Source organism: Gemmobacter sp., assembly GCF_046292685.1.
Classification (GTDB): domain Bacteria; phylum Pseudomonadota; class Alphaproteobacteria; order Rhodobacterales; family Rhodobacteraceae; genus Wagnerdoeblera.
Window position 1 is genome coordinate 55,241 of sequence record NZ_JBKBQM010000009.1, and the last position, 17,777, is coordinate 73,017.

The window sequence follows — 17,777 nt, forward strand, 5'->3', positions numbered from 1 at the left end:
CCTTGCGGTTCGATGTGCCCATACGCGGGATTGCCGGCAAGGGCCAGAGGCCAAGCCTTTCCCCCGGCGGGCCGCTGCGCGATCAGACCCGGAATCGCAGCCGAAGCGGCTGGCCGTTGCGGATCAGGTCGATGGCCCAGCTTCGGGTCTGGGCACGGGCGGCGCGCTCGACATCGGCGGGGGTGGCGACGCGTTCGCCATTGATGGCCAGCACCACATCGCCGGGGCTCAGCCCGGCCTGCGCGGCCCAGGCCTGCACGCCGGTCACGATCACGCCTTCGGCCTGCATCGGCAAACCCCATTCCGCGATCACCGCCGGGTTGATCCGCGCCACCTCCAGCCCTTCCAGCGCGCTGCCGGGGCCGATCCGGCGCGGGTCGCGCGCCGGGGTATCGGGCGGGGCGATGAGGGTGATGCGGGCCTGCCGTTCCTTGCCCTTGCGCAGGTAGCCAAGCTCGACCTGCGCGCCGACGCCGCGGGCCGACATGCGAAAGATCATCTCTTGCGGCGAGTTCACCGGCGCCCCGTCCAGCGCCACGACCACATCGCCCGGCTGCAACCCGGCCTTCGCCAGCGGGCTTTCGGGGTGCAGGTCCGACAGGATCACCCCTTCGGGGCGCGGCAGGCCCAGGCTTTCGGCCAGGGCGCCATCGACCGCCTGCCCGTTCACGCCGGCCCAGGGCCGCTGAAACCGCGTGGCCCCCGCTTCGGCCTGCGCCACCACCGCGCGCACAAGGTTCGACGGAATCGCAAAGCCCACCCCGTTCGACCCGCCCGACTGCGTCAGGATCGCGGTGTTGATCCCGACCAGCCGCCCTTGCGCATCGACCAGCGCACCGCCCGAGTTGCCGGGGTTGATCGCCGCATCGGTCTGCAGGAAATAGCCGCGCCCGTCGCCCACCGAAATCGACGACCGCGCCAGCGCCGAAACGATGCCCATGCTGACCGTCTGCCCGATGCCGAACGGGTTGCCGATGGCCAGCACCAGCTCGCCGACCTCGACCCCGTCGCTGTCGCGGAAAGGCAGCACCGGCAGGTCGGTCGCCTCCTTCAGGCGCAGCACGGCCAGATCGTTGTCGCGGTCGGCCAGCACGACCTCGGCCGCGAACTCGCGGCGATCCTGCAACACGACGGTGATGTCGGTGGCGGCATCGACCACATGGTAATTGGAAACCACCAGCCCGCCGGCGCCGACGATCACCCCCGACCCCAGCGAATTCTGCACCTCGGGGCGCGCGGCGCCGAAATCGCGGAACAGCCGGTCGAAGAACGGATCGCCGCTGAACGGGCTGACCCGGGTTTCCACCACACGGGTCGCATAGATGTTCACCACGGCCGGCGCCGCCTGTTTCACCACCGGGGCAAAGGACAGGGTGATCTCGGCCTGGCTTGCCGGGACACGCGTTTCGGCCCCCAGCGGGGCGGCAACGATCAGCAGGGCGGACAGGATCAAGGGCAGGCGCATGACATCCTCCGGGCTGGTGCGCTGACGATATGGGCGCCGGCGCCGAAAGTCGCAAGACAGCAAAAGGCCCGCCGGCGTGCGGCGGGCCCCCGGTCTGCCAAGCGGCAGAAATCAGTCCTCGGCGGCCTCGGCGGCTTCGCTGCGGGCACGGTCGGCAGCGCCCTTGGCGCTGGTGTCACGGTCCACGAACTCGATGATCGCCATCGGCGCCATGTCGCCATAGCGGAAGCCGGCCTTCAGCACGCGGACATAGCCGCCCTGACGGTTCTTGTAGCGCGGGCCCAGGATTTCGAACAGGCGGGCAACGTGGCGCTCTTCCTTCAGCTGCGCGGCAGCCTGACGGCGGGCGTGCAGGTCGCCGCGCTTGGCCAGCGTGACCAGCTTTTCGATGATCGGGCGCAGTTCCTTGGCCTTGGGCAAGGTGGTCTTGATCTGCTCGTGCTCGATCAGCGAGCCCGACATATTGGCGAACAGCGCCTTGCGGTGTTCGTGGGTGCGGTTCAGGCGGCGGTAGCCGCGGGCGTGACGCATGATGGTCTCCTTACGTCTTTTGCTTTGTGTTGGGCCCCGTGCGTAGCGAGGCCCGTCGTTGGGGCAGGATTGCCCATATGTTCCCCGGCGGTCCGGGCATTGCCGGACGCGCCCCGGGCCGGGCCCGGGGCGGATGTCAGAACTGGTCCTCGAAGCGCTTGGCCAGATCCTCGATGTTTTCCGGCGGCCAATCCTCGACCTCCATGCCCAGGTGCAGGCCCATGCCGGCCAGCACTTCCTTGATCTCGTTCAAGGACTTGCGGCCGAAGTTCGGGGTGCGCAGCATCTCGGCTTCGGTCTTCTGGATCAGGTCGCCGATATAGACGATGTTGTCGTTCTTCAGGCAGTTCGCCGAACGGACCGACAGTTCCAGCTCGTCCACCTTCTTGAGCAGCAGCGGGTTGAACTCCAGCCCGGTGTCCAGCTCGCCGGCCTTGGCCGATTCCGGTTCGTCGAAGTTGACGAAGATCGACAGCTGGTCCTGCAGGATGCGCGCGGCATAGGCCACGGCGTCTTCCGGGGTCAGCGACCCGTCGGTTTCCACCTTCAGCGTCAGCTTGTCATAGTCCAGCACCTGGCCTTCGCGGGTCGGCTGCACTTCGTAGCTGACCTTCTTGACCGGCGAATAGATCGCGTCGATCGGGATCAGGCCGATGGGCGCATCCTCGGGCCGGTTCTTGTCGGCCGAGACATAACCCTTGCCGGTGTTCACGGTCAGCTCCATGAACACGTCGGCGCCTTCGTCCAGGTGGCAGATCACGTGCTCCTTGTTCAGGATGGTGATGCCGTTCGATTCCGAAATGTCGCCCGCGGTGACGACGCCCGGCCCCTTGGCCGAAATCGACAGGCGCTTGGGCCCCTCGACCTCCATGCGGATGGCGACGCCCTTGAGGTTCAGGACGATGTCGGTCACGTCTTCGCGCACACCGGCCACCGAGGAAAACTCGTGCAGCACGTTGTCGATCTGCACGCTGGTGATCGCGGCGCCCTGCAAGGACGACATCAGCACACGCCGCAGCGCGTTGCCAAGCGTCAGACCGAAACCGCGTTCCAGCGGTTCGGCAACCAGGGTGGCCATCCGGCTGGGATCGGCGCCCGGCTTGACCTCAAGCTGTTGCGGCTTGATGAGTTCTTGCCAGTTCTTGTGGATCATGCGTGTCGCCTCCATACCTGCCTGTCGGCCATGTCCGTAACCGCAGACGCCCGAGGATCTTCAATGACGTATGGGCCGCGCCCGGAAGGCACGGCCCGCAAAGGTTTCGCCGGCGTCAGACGCGGCGCCGCTTGGGCGGCCGGCAGCCGTTGTGCGCGATCGGGGTGACGTCGCGGATCGAGGTGATGTTGAACCCCACCGCGGCCAGGGCGCGCAGCGCCGATTCGCGGCCCGAACCCGGGCCCTGCACTTCGACCTCGATGGTCTTCACACCATGTTCCTGCGCCTTGCGGCCGGCATCCTCGGCAGCCATCTGGGCCGCATAGGGGGTCGATTTGCGCGAACCCTTGAAGCCCATCGTGCCGGCCGACGACCACGAGATCGCGTTGCCCTGCACGTCCGAGATCAGGATCTTGGTGTTGTTGAACGACGAATTCACATGAGCAACGCCCGAGGCGATGTTCTTGCGCTCTTTCTTCTTGCCGCCGCGGGCGGCCGATTTGGTGTCGCGTGCCATCTGCGTCCGCTCCCCTTACTTCTTCTTGCCGGCGATGGCCTTTGCGGGGCCTTTGCGCGTGCGGGCGTTGGTGTGGGTGCGCTGGCCGCGGACCGGCAGGCCCTTGCGGTGACGCAGGCCGCGGTAGCAGCCAAGGTCCATCAGACGCTTGATGTTGGTCGAGACTTCGCGGCGCAGGTCGCCTTCGACCGTGAAGTTCGCGTCGATATGTTCGCGGATCGCGAGCACTTCGGCATCCGACAGTTCGTTGACGCGGCGGGCGCGGTCGATGCCGACAGCCTCGCAGATCAGTTCGGCCACATGCGGGCCGATGCCGTGGATGTACTGGAGCGCGATCGGAACGCGCTTTGCAGTGGGGATGTTGACGCCAGCAATACGTGCCACGCGTATCTTCCTTTCGTTGCGGTTCCGTCGTGCCAGAACCTTTTTTCACAACGCGAGTCCCAGGGCCGGATGCCCGCGGGCCTTTGCATCGCCTCGGATGTTGCTTCGCCCCGGGGCGAAGCCCTTTCGACGATTCCCTTGCGGGACGCCGTTCCCTATGGGGTTTTCACGGTCGCGTCAAGGCGCGTCACGCCTTGTCAAGCACTTTCGCAATGGCCGCCGCCACCGCATCCATCTCGGCCAGGCCATCCACACCGTGCAGCTTGCCCTTGGCATGGTAGTAGCCGATCAGCGGGCTTGTCTTCTTGTAGTATTCCATCAGCCGGGTTTTCAGGCTGTCCTCGTTGTCGTCGGCGCGCCGCACCATCTTGTGCGAGCCGCAGACGTCGCAGACGCCGGGAACGGCCGTGGGCCGGGTCACGTCGTGATAAACAGCCCCGCAATCGCCGCAGGTGTAGCGGCCGGTGATGCGCGCGACCAGCGCCGCATCATCGACCTGCATTTCGATCACGGCATCCAGGCTCTGGCCCACGCGCGCCATCAGGGCCTCCAGCGCATCGGCCTGCGCCAGCGTGCGCGGGAACCCGTCGAAGATGAACCCGCCGCCGGCGGCCCCGGTCAGGCGTTCCTCGATCAGGCCGATGACGATCTCGTCGGTCACCAACTCGCCCCGGTCCATCACCGCGGCCACCTTGCGGCCCATTTCGGTGCCGCTGGCCTTGGCCGCGCGCAGCATGTCGCCGGTGGAAAGCTGCACCATGCCGCGTTCGTCTTCCAGCCGCTTGGCCTGGGTTCCCTTACCAGCTCCTGGCGGCCCCAACAGGATGATGTTCGGCATCGTCGGTCCTCAGCGCCGGGCAGGGGCGCGGTTCGCGCGTTTCTTGCCGCCCAGACGGCTTTTCTCGATAAGGCCTTCATACTGGTGCGCCAGCAGGTGGCTTTGCACCTGGTTGATCGTGTCCATCGTCACCGACACCACGATCAGCACCGAGGTTCCGCCGAAGTAGAACGGCACCGCAAGATTGCTGCGCAGAACCTCGGGCAACAGGCAAACTGCGACAAGGTAGGCCGACCCGAGCACCAGCACGCGGTTGACCACGTAGTCGAGGTATTCCTCGGTCTTCTTGCCGGGGCGGATGCCGGGTATGAACCCCGTCTGGTTCTTCAGGTTATCCGCCACGTCTTCGGTCTTGAAGGCGACGTTGGCGGTGTAGAAGTAGCTGAAGAACACGATCATGGCCGCAAAGAACAGCAGATACAGCGGTTGCCCCGGCCCGAAATAGGCCAGGATCGTCGACATGATCGGCCCGGTCTGGTTGCCCGAAAAGGTCGAGACCGTAACGGGCAGCAGCAGCAGCGACGACGCGAAGATCGCCGGGATCACGCCGGCCGGGTTGACCTTGATCGGCAGGTGGCTCGAGCCGCCGTCATAAACCTTCATCCCGACCTGGCGCCGCGGATACTGGATGTGGATCTTGCGCAACGCGCGCTCCATGAACACCACAAAGGCGATCACGGCCACCACCATCACGATCACCCCGATGATGACCGGATAGCTGATCGCGCCGGAACGGCCCTGGCTGAAGAACTGCGCCAGCGCGCTGGGGATTTCGGCGACGATGCCCACAAAGATGATGAGGCTGATGCCGTTGCCGATGCCGCGCTGGGTGATCTGCTCGCCCAGCCACATCAGGAACATGGTGCCGCCGACCAGCGTGATGACCACCGCCGCGCGGAAGAACAGGCCCGGATCATGCGCCAGATCGCCTGCCTCCAGGCTGACCGCGATGCCCCAGGCCTGAAAGAACGCCAGCGCCACGGTGCCGAAGCGGGTATACTGGTTCAGCTTCTTGCGCCCGGCCTCGCCTTCCTTCTTCAGCGCCATCAGGCTTGGCACCATCGCCGCCAGCAGCTGCACGATGATCGAGGCCGAGATATATGGCATGATCCCGAGCGCAAAGATGCCCATGCGCGAAATCGCGCCGCCGGTGAACATGTTCAGCATGCCGCCGATGCCGGCCGCCGCTTCGTCCATGAACTCCTTCAGGGCAACGGCGTCGATCCCCGGCACCGGAATGTAGGTGCCGATGCGATACACGATCAGCAGCCCGATGGTGAAGAAGATGCGCTGGCGCAGGTCCGTGGCCTTGGCCAGGCTGCCCCAGCTGAGGTTCGCCGCCATTTGCTCTGCAGCAGATGCCATGTCCGGTCTCTTTCATGACAGCGCCGCCGGACCATCTTCCGGTCGGCGGCGCGGGAAAACTGGGGCAGATGTAAGCGGGGCAAGCCCCGCCTGCAACCTTATTCGGCAGCCGCCGGCTGCGCCGTCAGCGTGATCTTGCCGCCCGCCTTCTCGATCGCCTCGACCGCCGATTTCGACGCACCGGAAACCACCAGCGTCACCGCCGCGGTGATCTCGCCCTTGCCCAGCACGCGGATACCGTCGCGCTTGTGGCCGGTCACACCAGCGGCAATCAGCGCGTCCTCGGTGATTTCCGCGTCGGCCGCCAGCTTGCCGGCCTCGATGAACTTCTGGATCATGCCGAGGTTGACGACCGCCCATTCCTTGCGGTTCGGCTTGTTGAAGCCGCGCTTCGGCAGGCGGCGATACAGCGGCATCTGGCCGCCTTCGTAACCACCGAGCGCCACGCCGGAGCGCGATTTCTGGCCCTTGATCCCGCGGCCGGCCGTCTTGCCCTTGCCCGAACCCGGGCCGCGTGCCACGCGCTTCTGCTTCTTGGCGGCGCCGGGGTTATCGCGCAGTTCGTTCAGTTTCATGTCGCACTCTCCTTGGCCGGAACTGCCCCGCCTGCGACGGATGGGGCAAACACGGCATTTCTTGATTCTTGCGGCGCGATGCGCCACCGGTCGGCATTACACCCGACGCCCGCGCCGCGCAAGCGGGTCACGCCTCGCTGACGTAAAGGCCCCAGCCTTCGGCCGCAAAGCCGTGCACCGCAGCCAGCAGCGTCAGCCGTTCCTCATGCGCCCAGATCGCCTCGAAGGTCACCGGGCCTTCGGGGGCCGTGATCTCGATCCAGGTGTCGTCCTCGTCGTCGCCCTGATACCAGGCGACCTCATAGCCCTTGGCCTCGGCAGCGTCGGTCAGCGCATCCCAATCGGCATCGTCCGTCTCGGGCACGAACTGGAAATCGACCGAAGCGCTGGCCGGCACGTCGCCCTTGGCCATGATTTCGCGGAATACCGACTCGGTCTCGGCACGCTGGTCTTGCAGGTCCATCGCTGGCTCCTTGTTGCGGGCGGGCGATACCGCCCCAATGGCAACGCCCCGGCCTGCGGGCCGGGGCGCCGGATTCGGTCAAGGGCAATCATGCCCTCAGCCGCGCTCTTCGATGATCTTCACAAGATGCGGGATCTTGTTGACCATGCCGCGGATCGCCGGGGTATCCTCCAGCTCGCGGGTGCGGCGCACCTTGTTCAGACCAAGACCCTTGAGCGTCGCAGTCTGGATCGCAGGGCGGCGGGCGGCCGAGGCCACCTGCTGCACGACGATGGTTTTCTTCGTCATCGTGCTTCTCCTCAGGCTTCGACCGCGACGGCTTCGGCTTCGGGCTTCTTCAGGATGTCGGCCACCTTCTTGCCGCGGCGCGCCGCGACCATACGGGGGGACGATTCCAGCTTCAGACCGTCGATGGTCGCGCGGATCATGTTGTAGGGGTTCTGGCTGCCGATGGACTTTGCCACGACATCCTGGACGCCCAGCATCTCGAACACCGCGCGCATCGGACCGCCGGCGATGATGCCGGTGCCCGCCACGGCGGCGCGCATCACGACCTTGCCCGCACCGTGGCGGCCTTCGATGTCGTGGTGCAGGGTCCGGCCATCGCGCAGGGCAACGCGGATCATGCTGCGCTTGGCCTGTTCGGTCGCCTTGCGGATCGCCTCGGGCACTTCCTTGGCCTTGCCCTTGCCGAAGCCGACGCGGCCGCGCTGGTCACCCACCACGACCAGAGCCGCAAAGCCGAAGCGCTTGCCGCCCTTCACGGTCTTGGAGACGCGGTTGATCGCCACCAGACGGTCGGCGAATTCCGGGGTTTCCTCGGCACGCTCGCGACGGTCTTCGCGGCGGCCTTCCCGGCGGTTTTCTCTTTCTGCCATGTCCGTCTCCTCAGAACTTCAGGCCACCTTCACGGGCGGCATCGGCAAGCGCCTTGACCTTTCCGTGAAACAGGAAACCGCCGCGGTCGAAGTAGCACTCCTCGAACCCGGCCGCCTTGGCCCGCTCGGCAATCGTCGCGCCCACCTTGGTGGCGGCCTCGATGTTGTTCTTGCCGTAGAACCCCAGCTCCTTTTCCAGCGTCGAGGCGGCGGCAACGGTCACGCCGCGCACGTCGTCGATCAGCTGGGCGCTGATGTTCTTGTTGGACCGGTGCACCGACAGGCGCAGGCGCCCGTCGGACATTTTCCGCAGCTTGTTCCGCACGCGCAGGCGGCGCTTGATGAACAGCTCTCTTTTCGTGTTCGCCATGATTGCGCCCCTTACTTCTTCTTGCCTTCCTTGCGGAAGATGAACTCGCCCTTGTAGCGGATGCCCTTGCCCTTGTAGGGCTCCGGGCGCTTCCACTCGCGGATGTTCGCGGCGGTCTGGCCGACCAGCTGCTGGTCGATGCCTTCCACCACGATTTCCGTCTGCTTGGGCGACGTGACGGTGACACCGGCCGGCGGGGTGAACACCACTTCGTGGCTATAACCCACCGACAGCTTCAGCGCGTTGCCCTGCATCGCGGCGCGATAGCCGACGCCCTGGATTTCCAGCTCCGACTTGAAGCCGGTGGTGACGCCGGTGACGAGGTTCGCCACCATCGACCGCGACATGCCCCACATGGAGCGGGCGCGCTTCGAGGTGCCGCGCGGCGTGACCTTGACGGCGGTGCCGTCGATGGTCAGCGCCACGTCGTCGGGGGCGGTAAAGCTGCGGGCACCCTTGGGGCCCTTCACTTCGATGGTCTGGCCGGACAGGGAGGCAGTAACCCCCTTGGGCAGCTCGACCGGCTTTTTCCCAATACGAGACATCCCACCCTCCTCAGAACACGGTGCAAAGCACTTCGCCGCCGACATTGGCAGCGCGCGCATTTGCGTCCGACATCACGCCTTTCGGCGTCGAGACGATGGAAACGCCCAGGCCGTTGCGGACCGCCGGGATTTCCTTGACGCCCATGTAGACGCGGCGACCGGGCTTGGACACCCGCTTGATCTCGCGGATCACGGGGGTGCCTTCGAAGTATTTCAGGCTGATTTCCAGCGCGGGCTGACCGTTGGCATCGGTCGTGCGCTCGTAGCCGCGGATGTAGCCTTCGGCCGACAGCACATCCAGCACCCAGGCGCGCAGTTTCGAAGCCGGCGTGGTCACGGTGGACTTGCCGCGCATCTGCGCGTTACGGATGCGGGTCAGCATATCGCCGAGCGGATCGTTCATCGACATGTGATCCTCCTTACCAGCTCGACTTCACCATGCCCGGGATCTGGCCGAACGAGGCCAGTTCGCGCAGCATGATCCGCGACAGTTTCAGCTTGCGATAGAAGGCGTGCGGACGCCCGGTCAGTTCGCAGCGGTTATGCAGCCGGGTGGCCGACGAGTTGCGCGGCAGTGCGGCCAGCTTCAGGCTGGCACGGAACCGTTCTTCCATCGGTTTCGACTGGTCCTTGACGATTTCCTTCAGCGCGGCCCGCTTGGGAGCGTAGAGCTTCACCAGCTTCGCGCGCTTCTTCTCCCGTTCGACCATGGAGACTTTTGCCATTGTCCTGTCCTCGCGCGATCAGTTGATGAAGGGCATGTTGAAATGCTTCAACAGCGCCTTGGCTTCCGCATCGGTCTTCGCGGTGGTGCAGATGATGATGTCCATCCCGAGGATCTCGTCGACCTTGTCGAAGTCGATCTCGGGGAACACGATGTGTTCCTTCAGGCCCATCGCGTAGTTGCCGCGGCCGTCGAACGAATTGCCCTTGACCCCGCGGAAGTCGCGGACGCGCGGCAGCGCGACGTTGATCAGGCGGTCGAGGAATTCGTACATCCGGTCGCCCCGCAGGGTGACCTTGCAGCCCAGCGGCATCTTTTCTCGCACGCGGAAGCCGGCGATCGACTTCTTGGCATGGGTGACAACAGCCTTCTGGCCGGCGATCCTGGACAGTTCCTCGGCGGCCTGCTTGACCTTCTTGGTGTCCTTGACGGCTTCGCCGACGCCCATGTTCAGCACGATCTTGTCGAGCTTGGGCATCTGCATCGGGTTGGTGTAACCGAACTGTTCGGTCATCGCGGCCTTGATGCGGCCGTTGTATTCGGCCTTCAGGCGCGGCGTGTAGGTGGCTGCGTCCAGCATCAGATCGCCTCCCCGGTGGTCTTGGCGAAACGCACCTTCTTGCCGTCTTCCATGCGGAAGCCGACGCGGGTGGCCTTGCCGTTCTTGTCCACGAGCGCAAGGTTCGACAGGTCGATCGGCATCGCCTTGGGGATGCGGCCGCCCTGGCTGGTGGCGCTCTGCTTGGTGTGGCGGATGGCGACGTTCACGCCTTCGACCACGGCCTTGTTTTCCTTGGGCATGACAGCGGCGATTTCGCCCTGCTTGCCCTTGTCCTTGCCGGTGAGCACGATCACCGTGTCACCCTTGCGGAGTTTCGCAGCCATCACAGCACCTCCGGCGCAAGGCTGATGATCTTCATGAAGTTCTTGGCGCGCAGCTCGCGCACGACCGGCCCGAAGATACGGGTGCCGACCGGCTCGCCCTGGTTGTTCAGGATCACGGCGGCGTTGCGGTCGAAGCGGATGGCGGTGCCGTCCTCACGGCGAACTTCCTTGGCGGTGCGCACGACAACGGCCTTGCGGACGTCGCCCTTCTTCACGCGGCCTTTCGGAATCGCTTCCTTGACCGACACCACGATGATGTCGCCCACGGATGCGTAGCGGCGGTGCGAACCGCCCAGAACCTTGATGCACTGCACCCGGCGTGCGCCGGAGTTGTCAGCGACATCCAGATTGGTCTGCATCTGGATCATTGGTTGTCTCCCGACCTTTGGGGACCGTCATGCAGTCCGGCGGCCCCAGGGTTTCGAATATGCCTTGCGGCGATCAGGCGTTGGCCTCGGTCACCACATGCCAGCGCTTGGTCTTGGAAATCGGCGCGCATTCGACGATGCGGACGGTATCCCCGGCCTTGAACTGGTTCAGCGGGTCATGCGCACGATACTTCTTGGACTTGCGCACGGTCTTTTGCAGCAGCGGGTGCTTGAAGCGGCGCTCGACCAGAACGGTGATGGTCTGGTCGTTCTTGTCCGAGGTCACGGTGCCTTGCAGGATACGACGGGGCATCTGTGGCTCCTCACTTCGCCGCCGCTTGCGCGGCCATTTCGTTCAGCACCGTCTTGATCCGCGCCACTTCCTTGCGGACGGCGTTGATGCGGGCGGTGTTTTCCAGCTGGTTGGTGGCCTGACGGAAGCGCAGGTTGAACGCCTCCTTCTTCAGGGCCGTCAGCTGATCGCGCAGCTGGTCGGGCGTCTTGGCCCGCAGTTCCTTGGCGTTCATGCGCCTCGTTCCTTTTCACAATCACCAGAGGGCCCCTGCGGTTTGCTCAGGGTGACCTCTCGCCTGGTGGATCCATGACAGACCCACGACTCCGGTCGCCCGGATTCGCAGGATGCGCCCGTATAGGGGGGAATGCCCGTGGGGGCAAGCGGATTCGCGGGGCCTGGAACGCAAAAAGGCCCCCGCCGGTTTCCCGGCAGGGGCCTGTCGGCCGGGGTCGCCCCCGCCCGGACTTACCAGTCTTCGCGCGCGACCACGCGGGTGGTCACCGGCAGCTTCATCGCGCCCAGGCGCAGCGCCTCGCGGGCGATCGTTTCCGACACGCCGTCGATCTCGAACATGATGCGGCCGGGCTTCACCTTGCACGCCCAGTAATCGACCGAGCCCTTGCCCTTACCCATCCGCACTTCGGTCGGCTTGGACGAGACCGGAACATCCGGGAACACCCGGATCCAGACGCGGCCCTGACGCTTCATGTGGCGGGTGATCGCGCGGCGGGCCGCTTCGATCTGGCGGGCGGTCACCCGCTCGGGCTCGGTCGCCTTCAGGGCGAACGAGCCGAAGTTCAGCAGGAATCCGCCCTTGGCTTCGCCGTGGATGCGGCCCTTGTGCTGTTTGCGGAACTTGGTCCGTTTCGGTTGCAGCATTTGTCCCTACTCCCCTCAGGCGCGTTCGCGGTCGCGGCGCGGGCGGGGCCCCGGAGCGTCGTTGCCTTCGGCAGCACGACGGTCGCGGGCCTGCGGATCATGTTCCATGATCTCGCCCTTGAAGATCCACACCTTCACCCCGATGATCCCGTAGGGGGTCGAGGCTTCGGCCAGCGCATAGTCGATGTCGGCGCGCAGCGTGTGCAGCGGCACGCGGCCTTCGCGGTACCATTCGGTCCGCGCGATTTCCGCGCCACCCAGACGGCCCGAGACGTTGACCCGGATGCCCAGGGCGCCCAGACGCATCGCGTTCTGCACCGCACGCTTCATGGCGCGGCGGAAGGAAACCCGACGCTCCATCTGCTGCGCGATCGATTCGGCCACCAGCATCGCATCGACTTCCGGCTTGCGGACTTCGACGATGTTCAGATGCAGTTCCGACTTGGTGAAGTTCGCCAGCTTCTTGCGCAGAGTTTCGATATCGGCGCCCTTCTTGCCGATGATCACGCCCGGACGCGCGGTGTGGATGGTCACGCGGCACTTCTTGTGCGGACGCTCGATGATGACACGGCTGACGCCGGCCTGCTTCACTTCCTCATGGATGAACTCGCGCATGCGCAAGTCTTCCAGAAGCAGGTTGCCGTAGTCCTTGCTGTCGGCATACCAGCGGCTGTCCCAGGTGCGGTTGACCTGCAGACGCATCCCGATGGGGTTGACCTTCTGTCCCATTACGCAGTCTCCCCTTTCTGACGCACCTTGATCGTGATTTCGGCGAACGGCTTCATGATCTTGCCGAACCGGCCACGGGCACGCGGGCGGCCGCGCTTCAGGGTGATGTCCTTGCCGACATAGGCTTCGGCGACGACCAGTTCGTCCACGTCCAGCCCATGATTGTTCTCGGCGTTGGCGATCGCCGATTGCAGGCACTTCTTCACGTCGACCGCAATGCGCTTCTTCGAGAAGGTCAGGTCGGCCAGGGCCTTGTCCACCTTCTTGCCGCGGATCATCGCCGCCACAAGGTTCAGCTTCTGCGGGCTGGTCTTGAGCATGCGCGCGATGGCCTGAGCCTCGTTGTCCGCCACGCGGCGCGGATTCTTCTCCATACCCATGGCTTACTTCCTCTTGGCTTTCTTGTCGGCGGCGTGACCGTAGTAGGTGCGGGTCGGCGAATATTCACCGAACTTCTGGCCGATCATCTCCTCGGTCACGGCGACCGGGATGTGCTTGTGGCCGTTGTAGACGCCGAAGGTCAGCCCGACGAACTGCGGCAGGATGGTGGAGCGACGCGACCAGATCTTGATCACCTCGCCACGGCCCGACTCGCGGGCCTTCTCGGCCTTCTTGAGGACATAGGCGTCGACAAAGGGGCCTTTCCAGAGAGAACGTGCCATGGATCAGCGCCCCTTCTTGGCGTGACGCGAGCGGACGATGTACTTGTCCGTCGCCTTGTTCTTGCGGGTCTTGTTCCCCTTGGTGCCCTTGCCCCACGGGGTGACCGGGTGACGGCCACCGCTCGTGCGGCCTTCGCCGCCGCCGTGCGGGTGGTCGATCGGGTTCATGGCCACACCGCGCACCGTCGGGCGGATGCCCATGTGGCGGCGACGGCCGGCCTTGCCGAGGTTCTGGTTCGAGTTGTCGGGGTTCGACACCGCACCGATGGTCGCCATGCATTCCTGACGCACCATCCGCAGCTCGCCCGACGACAGGCGGATCTGCGCATAGCCGCCGTCGCGGCCGACGAACTGGGCATAGGTGCCCGCCGCGCGCGCGATCTGGCCGCCCTTGCCCGGCTTCATCTCGACGTTGTGCACGATCGTGCCGATCGGCATGCCCGAGAACGGCATCGCGTTGCCCGGCTTCACGTCGACCTTGGCGCCGGCGATCACCTTGTCGCCCACAGCCAGACGCTGCGGCGCGATGATGTAGGCCAGTTCGCCGTCTTCATACTTGATCAGCGCGATGAAGGCGGTGCGGTTGGGATCGTATTCGATCCGCTCCACCGTCGCCGCCATGTCGAACTTGCGCCGCTTGAAGTCCACGATGCGGTAAAGACGCTTTGCGCCGCCGCCCTGGTGGCGCATCGTGACCCGTCCGAGGTTGTTCCGGCCGCCGTTCTTGGTCAGACCCTCGACGAGGGCCTTGACCGGGCGTCCTTTCCAAAGCTCAGAACGGTCGATCAGCACCAGCCCGCGCTGGCCAGGCGTCGTCGGTTTGTACGACTTGAGTGCCATGGTTTCTGTCTTCCGTCTGTTAGGGGCCCGAGGGCCCGAGGTGTAGGGCCCCGAAGGTCCCCGTCTTGCAGTCCGGCGCCTGCCGGACAAAACACACGGCCCCGGAAACCCGGGGCCGCGAGATTCGCTGGCCTTCTATCAAAGGCCGGTGGTGACGTCGATGGTGTTTCCTTCCTCGAGCGTCACATAGGCCTTCTTCACGTCGGAACGGACGCCGGGGCGGCCGCGGAAACGCTTGGCCTTGCCTTTGGTGATGGTGGTGTTCACCGCCTTCACCTTGACGCCGAAGACGGCCTCGACCGCCGCCTTGATTTCCGGCTTGGACGAGGACATCGCGACTTCGAACACCACCGCGCCGTTTTCCGACGCCATGGTGGCCTTCTCCGTGATCACCGGGCGGCGGATCACATCGTACTGTTCGGGCTTCGCGCTCATTTCAGACGAGCCTCCAGGGCAGCGACACCCGCCTTGGTGAGCACGAGCGTGTCACGCTTGAGGATGTCATAGACATTGGCACCGATACCGGGCAGCACATCGATGCCTTCGATGTTGCGCGCGGCCTTGGCGAAGTTTTCGTTCACGTCGGCGTCGATCACCAGCACGCGCTTCCAGCCGAGGTTCGCCGCGGCCTTGGCCAGCATCGCGGTCTTGGCTTCGGCGATTTCGGCCGATTCCAGCACCACCAGCTCGCCTGCCTTTGCCTTGGCCGACAGGGCGTGCCGCAGCCCGAGGGCGCGGAACTTCTTGGTCAGGTCGTGGGCGTGGCTGCGCGGGGTCGGGCCCTTGTAGACGCCGCCCTTGCGGAAGATCGGGGCCTTGCGGCTGCCGTGACGGGCGCCGCCGGTGCCCTTCTGGCGATAGATCTTCTTGGTCGAATAGCTCACGTCCGACTTGCCCAGCACCGAGTGCGTGCCGGCCTGGGCCTTGGCCCGCTGCCAGCGCACCACGCGGTGCAGGATGTCGGCGCGCGGCTCCAGGCCGAACAGCGCTTCGTCCAGTTCGATCTCGCCGGCCTTGCCGCCGTCAAGCTTGATCACATCGAGTTTCATGCTTCACCCCCTTCGACCGCCACTTCGGCAGCCGGAGCAGCCGCAGCCCGAATGGCCGCCGGCTTCGGCGCCTCGGGATGAGCCGGCTTCTTGACGGCGTCCTTCACGGTGACCCAGCCGCCGCGCGACCCCGGAACCGCACCCTTGACCATGATGAGCCCGCGTTCGGCATCGGTGCGCACGACCTGCAGGTTCTGCGTGGTCACGCGCACGGCGCCCATGTGGCCGGCCATCTTCTTGCCCTTGAACACCTTGCCGGGGTCCTGGCACTGGCCGGTGGAGCCGTGCGAACGGTGGCTGATCGACACGCCGTGGCTGGCGCGCAGACCGCCGAAGTTGTGCCGCTTCATCGCACCGGCAAAGCCCTTGCCGATCGAGGTGCCGGCGATGTCGACGAACTGCCCGGCCAGATAGTGTTCGGCCGAAATCTCGGCGCCCACTTCGATCAGGTTTTCCGGCGACACGCGGAACTCGGCCAGCTTGCGCTTGGGCGCCACGTTGGCCTTGGCGAAATGCCCGCGCATCGGCGCCGGGGTCCGCTTGGCCTTGGCATTGCCTGCGCCCAGCTGAACGGCGGTATAGCCGTCGCGGTCGGCGGTGCGCTGCGCGACGACCTGAAGGTTGTCGAGCTGCAGCACGGTGACAGGCACCTGCTTGCCGTCTTCGAGGAACAGCCGGGTCATGCCCAGCTTCTTGGCGATAACACCAGAACGCATCGCGATGCCCTCCTCAGACCTTGACCTCGACATCCACGCCGGCGGCGAGGTCGAGCTTCATCAGCGCGTCCACCGTTTGCGGGGTCGGATCGACGATGTCCAGCAGGCGCTTGTGGGTGCGGATCTCCCACTGGTCGCGCGACTTCTTGTCGATGTGCGGGCCGCGCAGCACCGTGAACTTCTCGATCTTGTTGGGCAGCGGGATGGGCCCGCGCACCTGGGCGCCGGTCCGCTTGGCGGTCGAAACGATTTCCGCGGTGCTGGCATCCAGCACGCGATAATCGAAGGCCTTGAGGCGGATGCGAATGGTCTGACCTTGCATTGCTCTTCCTTCGGAACATAAGCCAGCCGGAAGCGGGCCCATAGGTTCACATTGTTGATGGTCTGCGGCGCGCCCCGAAAGGCGCGCCGCGCGTCCTTACCTTGTGTGCTTCCCCTTGGAAAGGGGATTCGCACTGTCTCAGGCGATGATCTTGGAGACGACGCCTGCGCCGACGGTGCGGCCGCCTTCGCGGATGGCGAAGCGCAGTTTTTCTTCCATGGCGATCGGGGCGATCAGCTCGACCTCGAACTTCAGGTTGTCGCCCGGCATCACCATCTCGGTGCCTTCCGGCAGCTTGACGGTGCCGGTCACGTCGGTGGTGCGGAAGTAGAACTGCGGACGGTAGTTGGCGAAGAACGGGGTGTGGCGGCCGCCTTCTTCCTTGGTCAGGATGTAGGCTTCGGCCTCGAACTTCGTGTGCGGCTTCACCGAGCCGGGCTTGCACAGCACCTGGCCGCGTTCCACGCCGTCACGGTCGATGCCGCGCAGCAGCGCGCCGATGTTGTCGCCCGCCTCGCCGCGGTCCAAGAGCTTGCGGAACATCTCGACGCCGGTGCAGACCGACTTCTTCGTCGGGCGGATGCCCACGATTTCCACTTCGTCGCCGACGTTGATCACGCCGCGCTCGACCCGCCCCGTCACCACCGTGCCGCGGCCCGAGATCGAGAACACGTCCTCGATCGGCATCAGGAACGGCTGGTCCACCGCACGCGCCGGCGTCGGGATATATTCGTCCACCGCCTTCATCAGCGCGCGGATCGACGATTCGCCGATCTCGGGACGCTCGCCGATCATCGCCTGGTGCGCCGAACCCTTGATGATCGGGATCTCGTCGCCGGGATACTCGTAGGACGACAGAAGCTCGCGCAGTTCCATCTCCACCAGCTCGACCAGTTCCTCGTCATCCACCAGGTCGATCTTGTTCATGTAGACGACCATGTAGGGAATGCCCACCTGGCGGCCCAGCAGGATGTGCTCGCGCGTCTGCGGCATCGGGCCGTCCGACGCCGCGCAAACCAGGATCGCGCCGTCCATCTGCGCCGCACCCGTGATCATGTTCTTCACGTAGTCCGCGTGGCCGGGGCAGTCCACGTGCGCGTAGTGACGGTTCTCCGTCTCGTATTCCACGTGCGCCGTCGAGATCGTGATCCCGCGCGCACGCTCCTCCGGCGCACCGTCGATCTGGTCATAGGCACGGAACTCGCCGAAATACTTCGTGATCGC

General features: G+C 65.3%; 30 protein-coding genes. All 30 read right to left on the bottom strand.

Going from position 1 to position 17,777, the window contains the following annotated elements; all coding sequences use genetic code 11:
- Positions 1–82: 82 nt before the first annotated feature.
- On the bottom strand, positions 83–1,465 hold the full coding sequence (locus ACK4S2_RS04225; protein ID WP_409620640.1) for a Do family serine endopeptidase: 1,383 nt from the start codon (positions 1,463–1,465) through the stop codon (positions 83–85).
- Between the two features lie 111 nt (positions 1,466–1,576).
- Positions 1,577–1,996 carry a 50S ribosomal protein L17 gene (gene rplQ, locus ACK4S2_RS04230; protein WP_409620642.1) on the bottom strand — a complete coding sequence of 140 codons (420 nt, stop codon included), beginning with the start codon at positions 1,994–1,996 and terminating at the stop codon, positions 1,577–1,579.
- A gap of 136 nt (positions 1,997–2,132) precedes the next feature.
- Entirely contained in the window at positions 2,133–3,149 is a 1,017-nt protein-coding gene (locus ACK4S2_RS04235) for a DNA-directed RNA polymerase subunit alpha (protein WP_409620644.1), read from the bottom strand.
- 115 nt (positions 3,150–3,264) lie between these two features.
- Positions 3,265–3,666, bottom strand: coding sequence for a 30S ribosomal protein S11 (rpsK, locus tag ACK4S2_RS04240; protein WP_409620646.1), 402 nt, complete (start codon positions 3,664–3,666; stop codon positions 3,265–3,267).
- Positions 3,667–3,681: 15 nt separating this feature from the next.
- The gene (gene rpsM, locus ACK4S2_RS04245) at positions 3,682–4,050 is read right to left on the bottom strand and encodes a 30S ribosomal protein S13 (protein WP_409620648.1); all 369 of its coding nucleotides are present in this window, start codon (positions 4,048–4,050) and stop codon (positions 3,682–3,684) included.
- Between the two features lie 187 nt (positions 4,051–4,237).
- Positions 4,238–4,888 carry an adenylate kinase gene (locus ACK4S2_RS04250; RefSeq protein WP_409620650.1) on the bottom strand — a complete coding sequence of 217 codons (651 nt, stop codon included), beginning with the start codon at positions 4,886–4,888 and terminating at the stop codon, positions 4,238–4,240.
- 9 nt (positions 4,889–4,897) lie between these two features.
- Positions 4,898–6,253 (bottom strand): preprotein translocase subunit SecY, encoded by a 1,356-nt coding sequence (gene secY, locus ACK4S2_RS04255; RefSeq protein WP_409620652.1) that lies wholly within the window; start codon positions 6,251–6,253, stop codon positions 4,898–4,900.
- A gap of 98 nt (positions 6,254–6,351) precedes the next feature.
- Positions 6,352–6,828, bottom strand: coding sequence for a 50S ribosomal protein L15 (gene rplO / locus ACK4S2_RS04260; RefSeq protein ID WP_409620654.1), 477 nt, complete (start codon positions 6,826–6,828; stop codon positions 6,352–6,354).
- Positions 6,829–6,955: 127 nt separating this feature from the next.
- The gene (locus ACK4S2_RS04265; protein WP_409620656.1) at positions 6,956–7,291 is read right to left on the bottom strand and encodes a ribonuclease E inhibitor RraB; all 336 of its coding nucleotides are present in this window, start codon (positions 7,289–7,291) and stop codon (positions 6,956–6,958) included.
- Between the two features lie 96 nt (positions 7,292–7,387).
- A complete protein-coding gene (rpmD, locus tag ACK4S2_RS04270) occupies positions 7,388–7,579 on the bottom strand; it encodes a 50S ribosomal protein L30 (RefSeq protein WP_409620658.1) in 192 nt (63 codons plus the stop codon).
- A gap of 11 nt (positions 7,580–7,590) precedes the next feature.
- Positions 7,591–8,169: a 30S ribosomal protein S5 gene (gene rpsE, locus ACK4S2_RS04275; protein ID WP_409620660.1), complete on the bottom strand. Its 579-nt coding sequence runs from the start codon at positions 8,167–8,169 to the stop codon at positions 7,591–7,593.
- A 10-nt stretch (positions 8,170–8,179) separates the two neighbouring features.
- A complete protein-coding gene (gene rplR, locus ACK4S2_RS04280; RefSeq protein WP_409620662.1) occupies positions 8,180–8,539 on the bottom strand; it encodes a 50S ribosomal protein L18 in 360 nt (119 codons plus the stop codon).
- An 11-nt stretch (positions 8,540–8,550) separates the two neighbouring features.
- On the bottom strand, positions 8,551–9,084 hold the full coding sequence (gene rplF / locus ACK4S2_RS04285; RefSeq protein ID WP_409620664.1) for a 50S ribosomal protein L6: 534 nt from the start codon (positions 9,082–9,084) through the stop codon (positions 8,551–8,553).
- A gap of 10 nt (positions 9,085–9,094) precedes the next feature.
- A complete protein-coding gene (gene rpsH, locus ACK4S2_RS04290) occupies positions 9,095–9,493 on the bottom strand; it encodes a 30S ribosomal protein S8 (protein ID WP_409620666.1) in 399 nt (132 codons plus the stop codon).
- A gap of 10 nt (positions 9,494–9,503) precedes the next feature.
- Entirely contained in the window at positions 9,504–9,809 is a 306-nt protein-coding gene (rpsN, locus tag ACK4S2_RS04295) for a 30S ribosomal protein S14 (RefSeq protein ID WP_409620668.1), read from the bottom strand.
- An 18-nt stretch (positions 9,810–9,827) separates the two neighbouring features.
- The gene (rplE, locus tag ACK4S2_RS04300) at positions 9,828–10,388 is read right to left on the bottom strand and encodes a 50S ribosomal protein L5 (protein WP_409620670.1); all 561 of its coding nucleotides are present in this window, start codon (positions 10,386–10,388) and stop codon (positions 9,828–9,830) included.
- A complete protein-coding gene (gene rplX / locus ACK4S2_RS04305) occupies positions 10,388–10,693 on the bottom strand; it encodes a 50S ribosomal protein L24 (protein WP_409620672.1) in 306 nt (101 codons plus the stop codon). Before rplX ends, rplE begins: the two co-directional genes overlap by 1 nt.
- On the bottom strand, positions 10,693–11,061 hold the full coding sequence (gene rplN / locus ACK4S2_RS04310) for a 50S ribosomal protein L14 (protein ID WP_013066055.1): 369 nt from the start codon (positions 11,059–11,061) through the stop codon (positions 10,693–10,695). The genes rplX and rplN overlap by 1 nt, the downstream gene beginning before the upstream one ends.
- A gap of 73 nt (positions 11,062–11,134) precedes the next feature.
- On the bottom strand, positions 11,135–11,374 hold the full coding sequence (gene rpsQ / locus ACK4S2_RS04315; protein WP_409620675.1) for a 30S ribosomal protein S17: 240 nt from the start codon (positions 11,372–11,374) through the stop codon (positions 11,135–11,137).
- 10 nt (positions 11,375–11,384) lie between these two features.
- Positions 11,385–11,588, bottom strand: coding sequence for a 50S ribosomal protein L29 (gene rpmC, locus ACK4S2_RS04320; protein WP_409620677.1), 204 nt, complete (start codon positions 11,586–11,588; stop codon positions 11,385–11,387).
- Between the two features lie 233 nt (positions 11,589–11,821).
- Positions 11,822–12,235 carry a 50S ribosomal protein L16 gene (rplP, locus tag ACK4S2_RS04325; protein ID WP_409620679.1) on the bottom strand — a complete coding sequence of 138 codons (414 nt, stop codon included), beginning with the start codon at positions 12,233–12,235 and terminating at the stop codon, positions 11,822–11,824.
- Positions 12,236–12,250: 15 nt separating this feature from the next.
- Positions 12,251–12,964: a 30S ribosomal protein S3 gene (rpsC, locus tag ACK4S2_RS04330; RefSeq protein ID WP_409620680.1), complete on the bottom strand. Its 714-nt coding sequence runs from the start codon at positions 12,962–12,964 to the stop codon at positions 12,251–12,253.
- Positions 12,964–13,344, bottom strand: coding sequence for a 50S ribosomal protein L22 (gene rplV, locus ACK4S2_RS04335; RefSeq protein WP_409620682.1), 381 nt, complete (start codon positions 13,342–13,344; stop codon positions 12,964–12,966). The genes rpsC and rplV overlap by 1 nt, the downstream gene beginning before the upstream one ends.
- Positions 13,345–13,347: 3 nt before the next feature.
- A complete protein-coding gene (rpsS, locus tag ACK4S2_RS04340; RefSeq protein ID WP_409620684.1) occupies positions 13,348–13,626 on the bottom strand; it encodes a 30S ribosomal protein S19 in 279 nt (92 codons plus the stop codon).
- Positions 13,627–13,629: 3 nt separating this feature from the next.
- Entirely contained in the window at positions 13,630–14,466 is an 837-nt protein-coding gene (gene rplB, locus ACK4S2_RS04345) for a 50S ribosomal protein L2 (protein WP_409620686.1), read from the bottom strand.
- Between the two features lie 138 nt (positions 14,467–14,604).
- Positions 14,605–14,901 (bottom strand): 50S ribosomal protein L23, encoded by a 297-nt coding sequence (locus ACK4S2_RS04350; RefSeq protein ID WP_409620688.1) that lies wholly within the window; start codon positions 14,899–14,901, stop codon positions 14,605–14,607.
- Positions 14,898–15,515: a 50S ribosomal protein L4 gene (rplD, locus tag ACK4S2_RS04355; RefSeq protein ID WP_409620690.1), complete on the bottom strand. Its 618-nt coding sequence runs from the start codon at positions 15,513–15,515 to the stop codon at positions 14,898–14,900. Before rplD ends, ACK4S2_RS04350 begins: the two co-directional genes overlap by 4 nt.
- Complete coding sequence (gene rplC, locus ACK4S2_RS04360; RefSeq protein WP_409620692.1) at positions 15,512–16,231, bottom strand: 50S ribosomal protein L3; 720 nt, start codon at positions 16,229–16,231, stop codon at positions 15,512–15,514. The genes rplD and rplC overlap by 4 nt, the downstream gene beginning before the upstream one ends.
- Before the next feature lie 13 nt (positions 16,232–16,244).
- Complete coding sequence (rpsJ, locus tag ACK4S2_RS04365) at positions 16,245–16,553, bottom strand: 30S ribosomal protein S10 (RefSeq protein WP_409620694.1); 309 nt, start codon at positions 16,551–16,553, stop codon at positions 16,245–16,247.
- Between the two features lie 138 nt (positions 16,554–16,691).
- Positions 16,692–17,777, bottom strand: a 1,086-nt coding sequence (tuf, locus tag ACK4S2_RS04370) for an elongation factor Tu (protein ID WP_409620696.1), incomplete at its 5' end; no start/stop codon positions are given.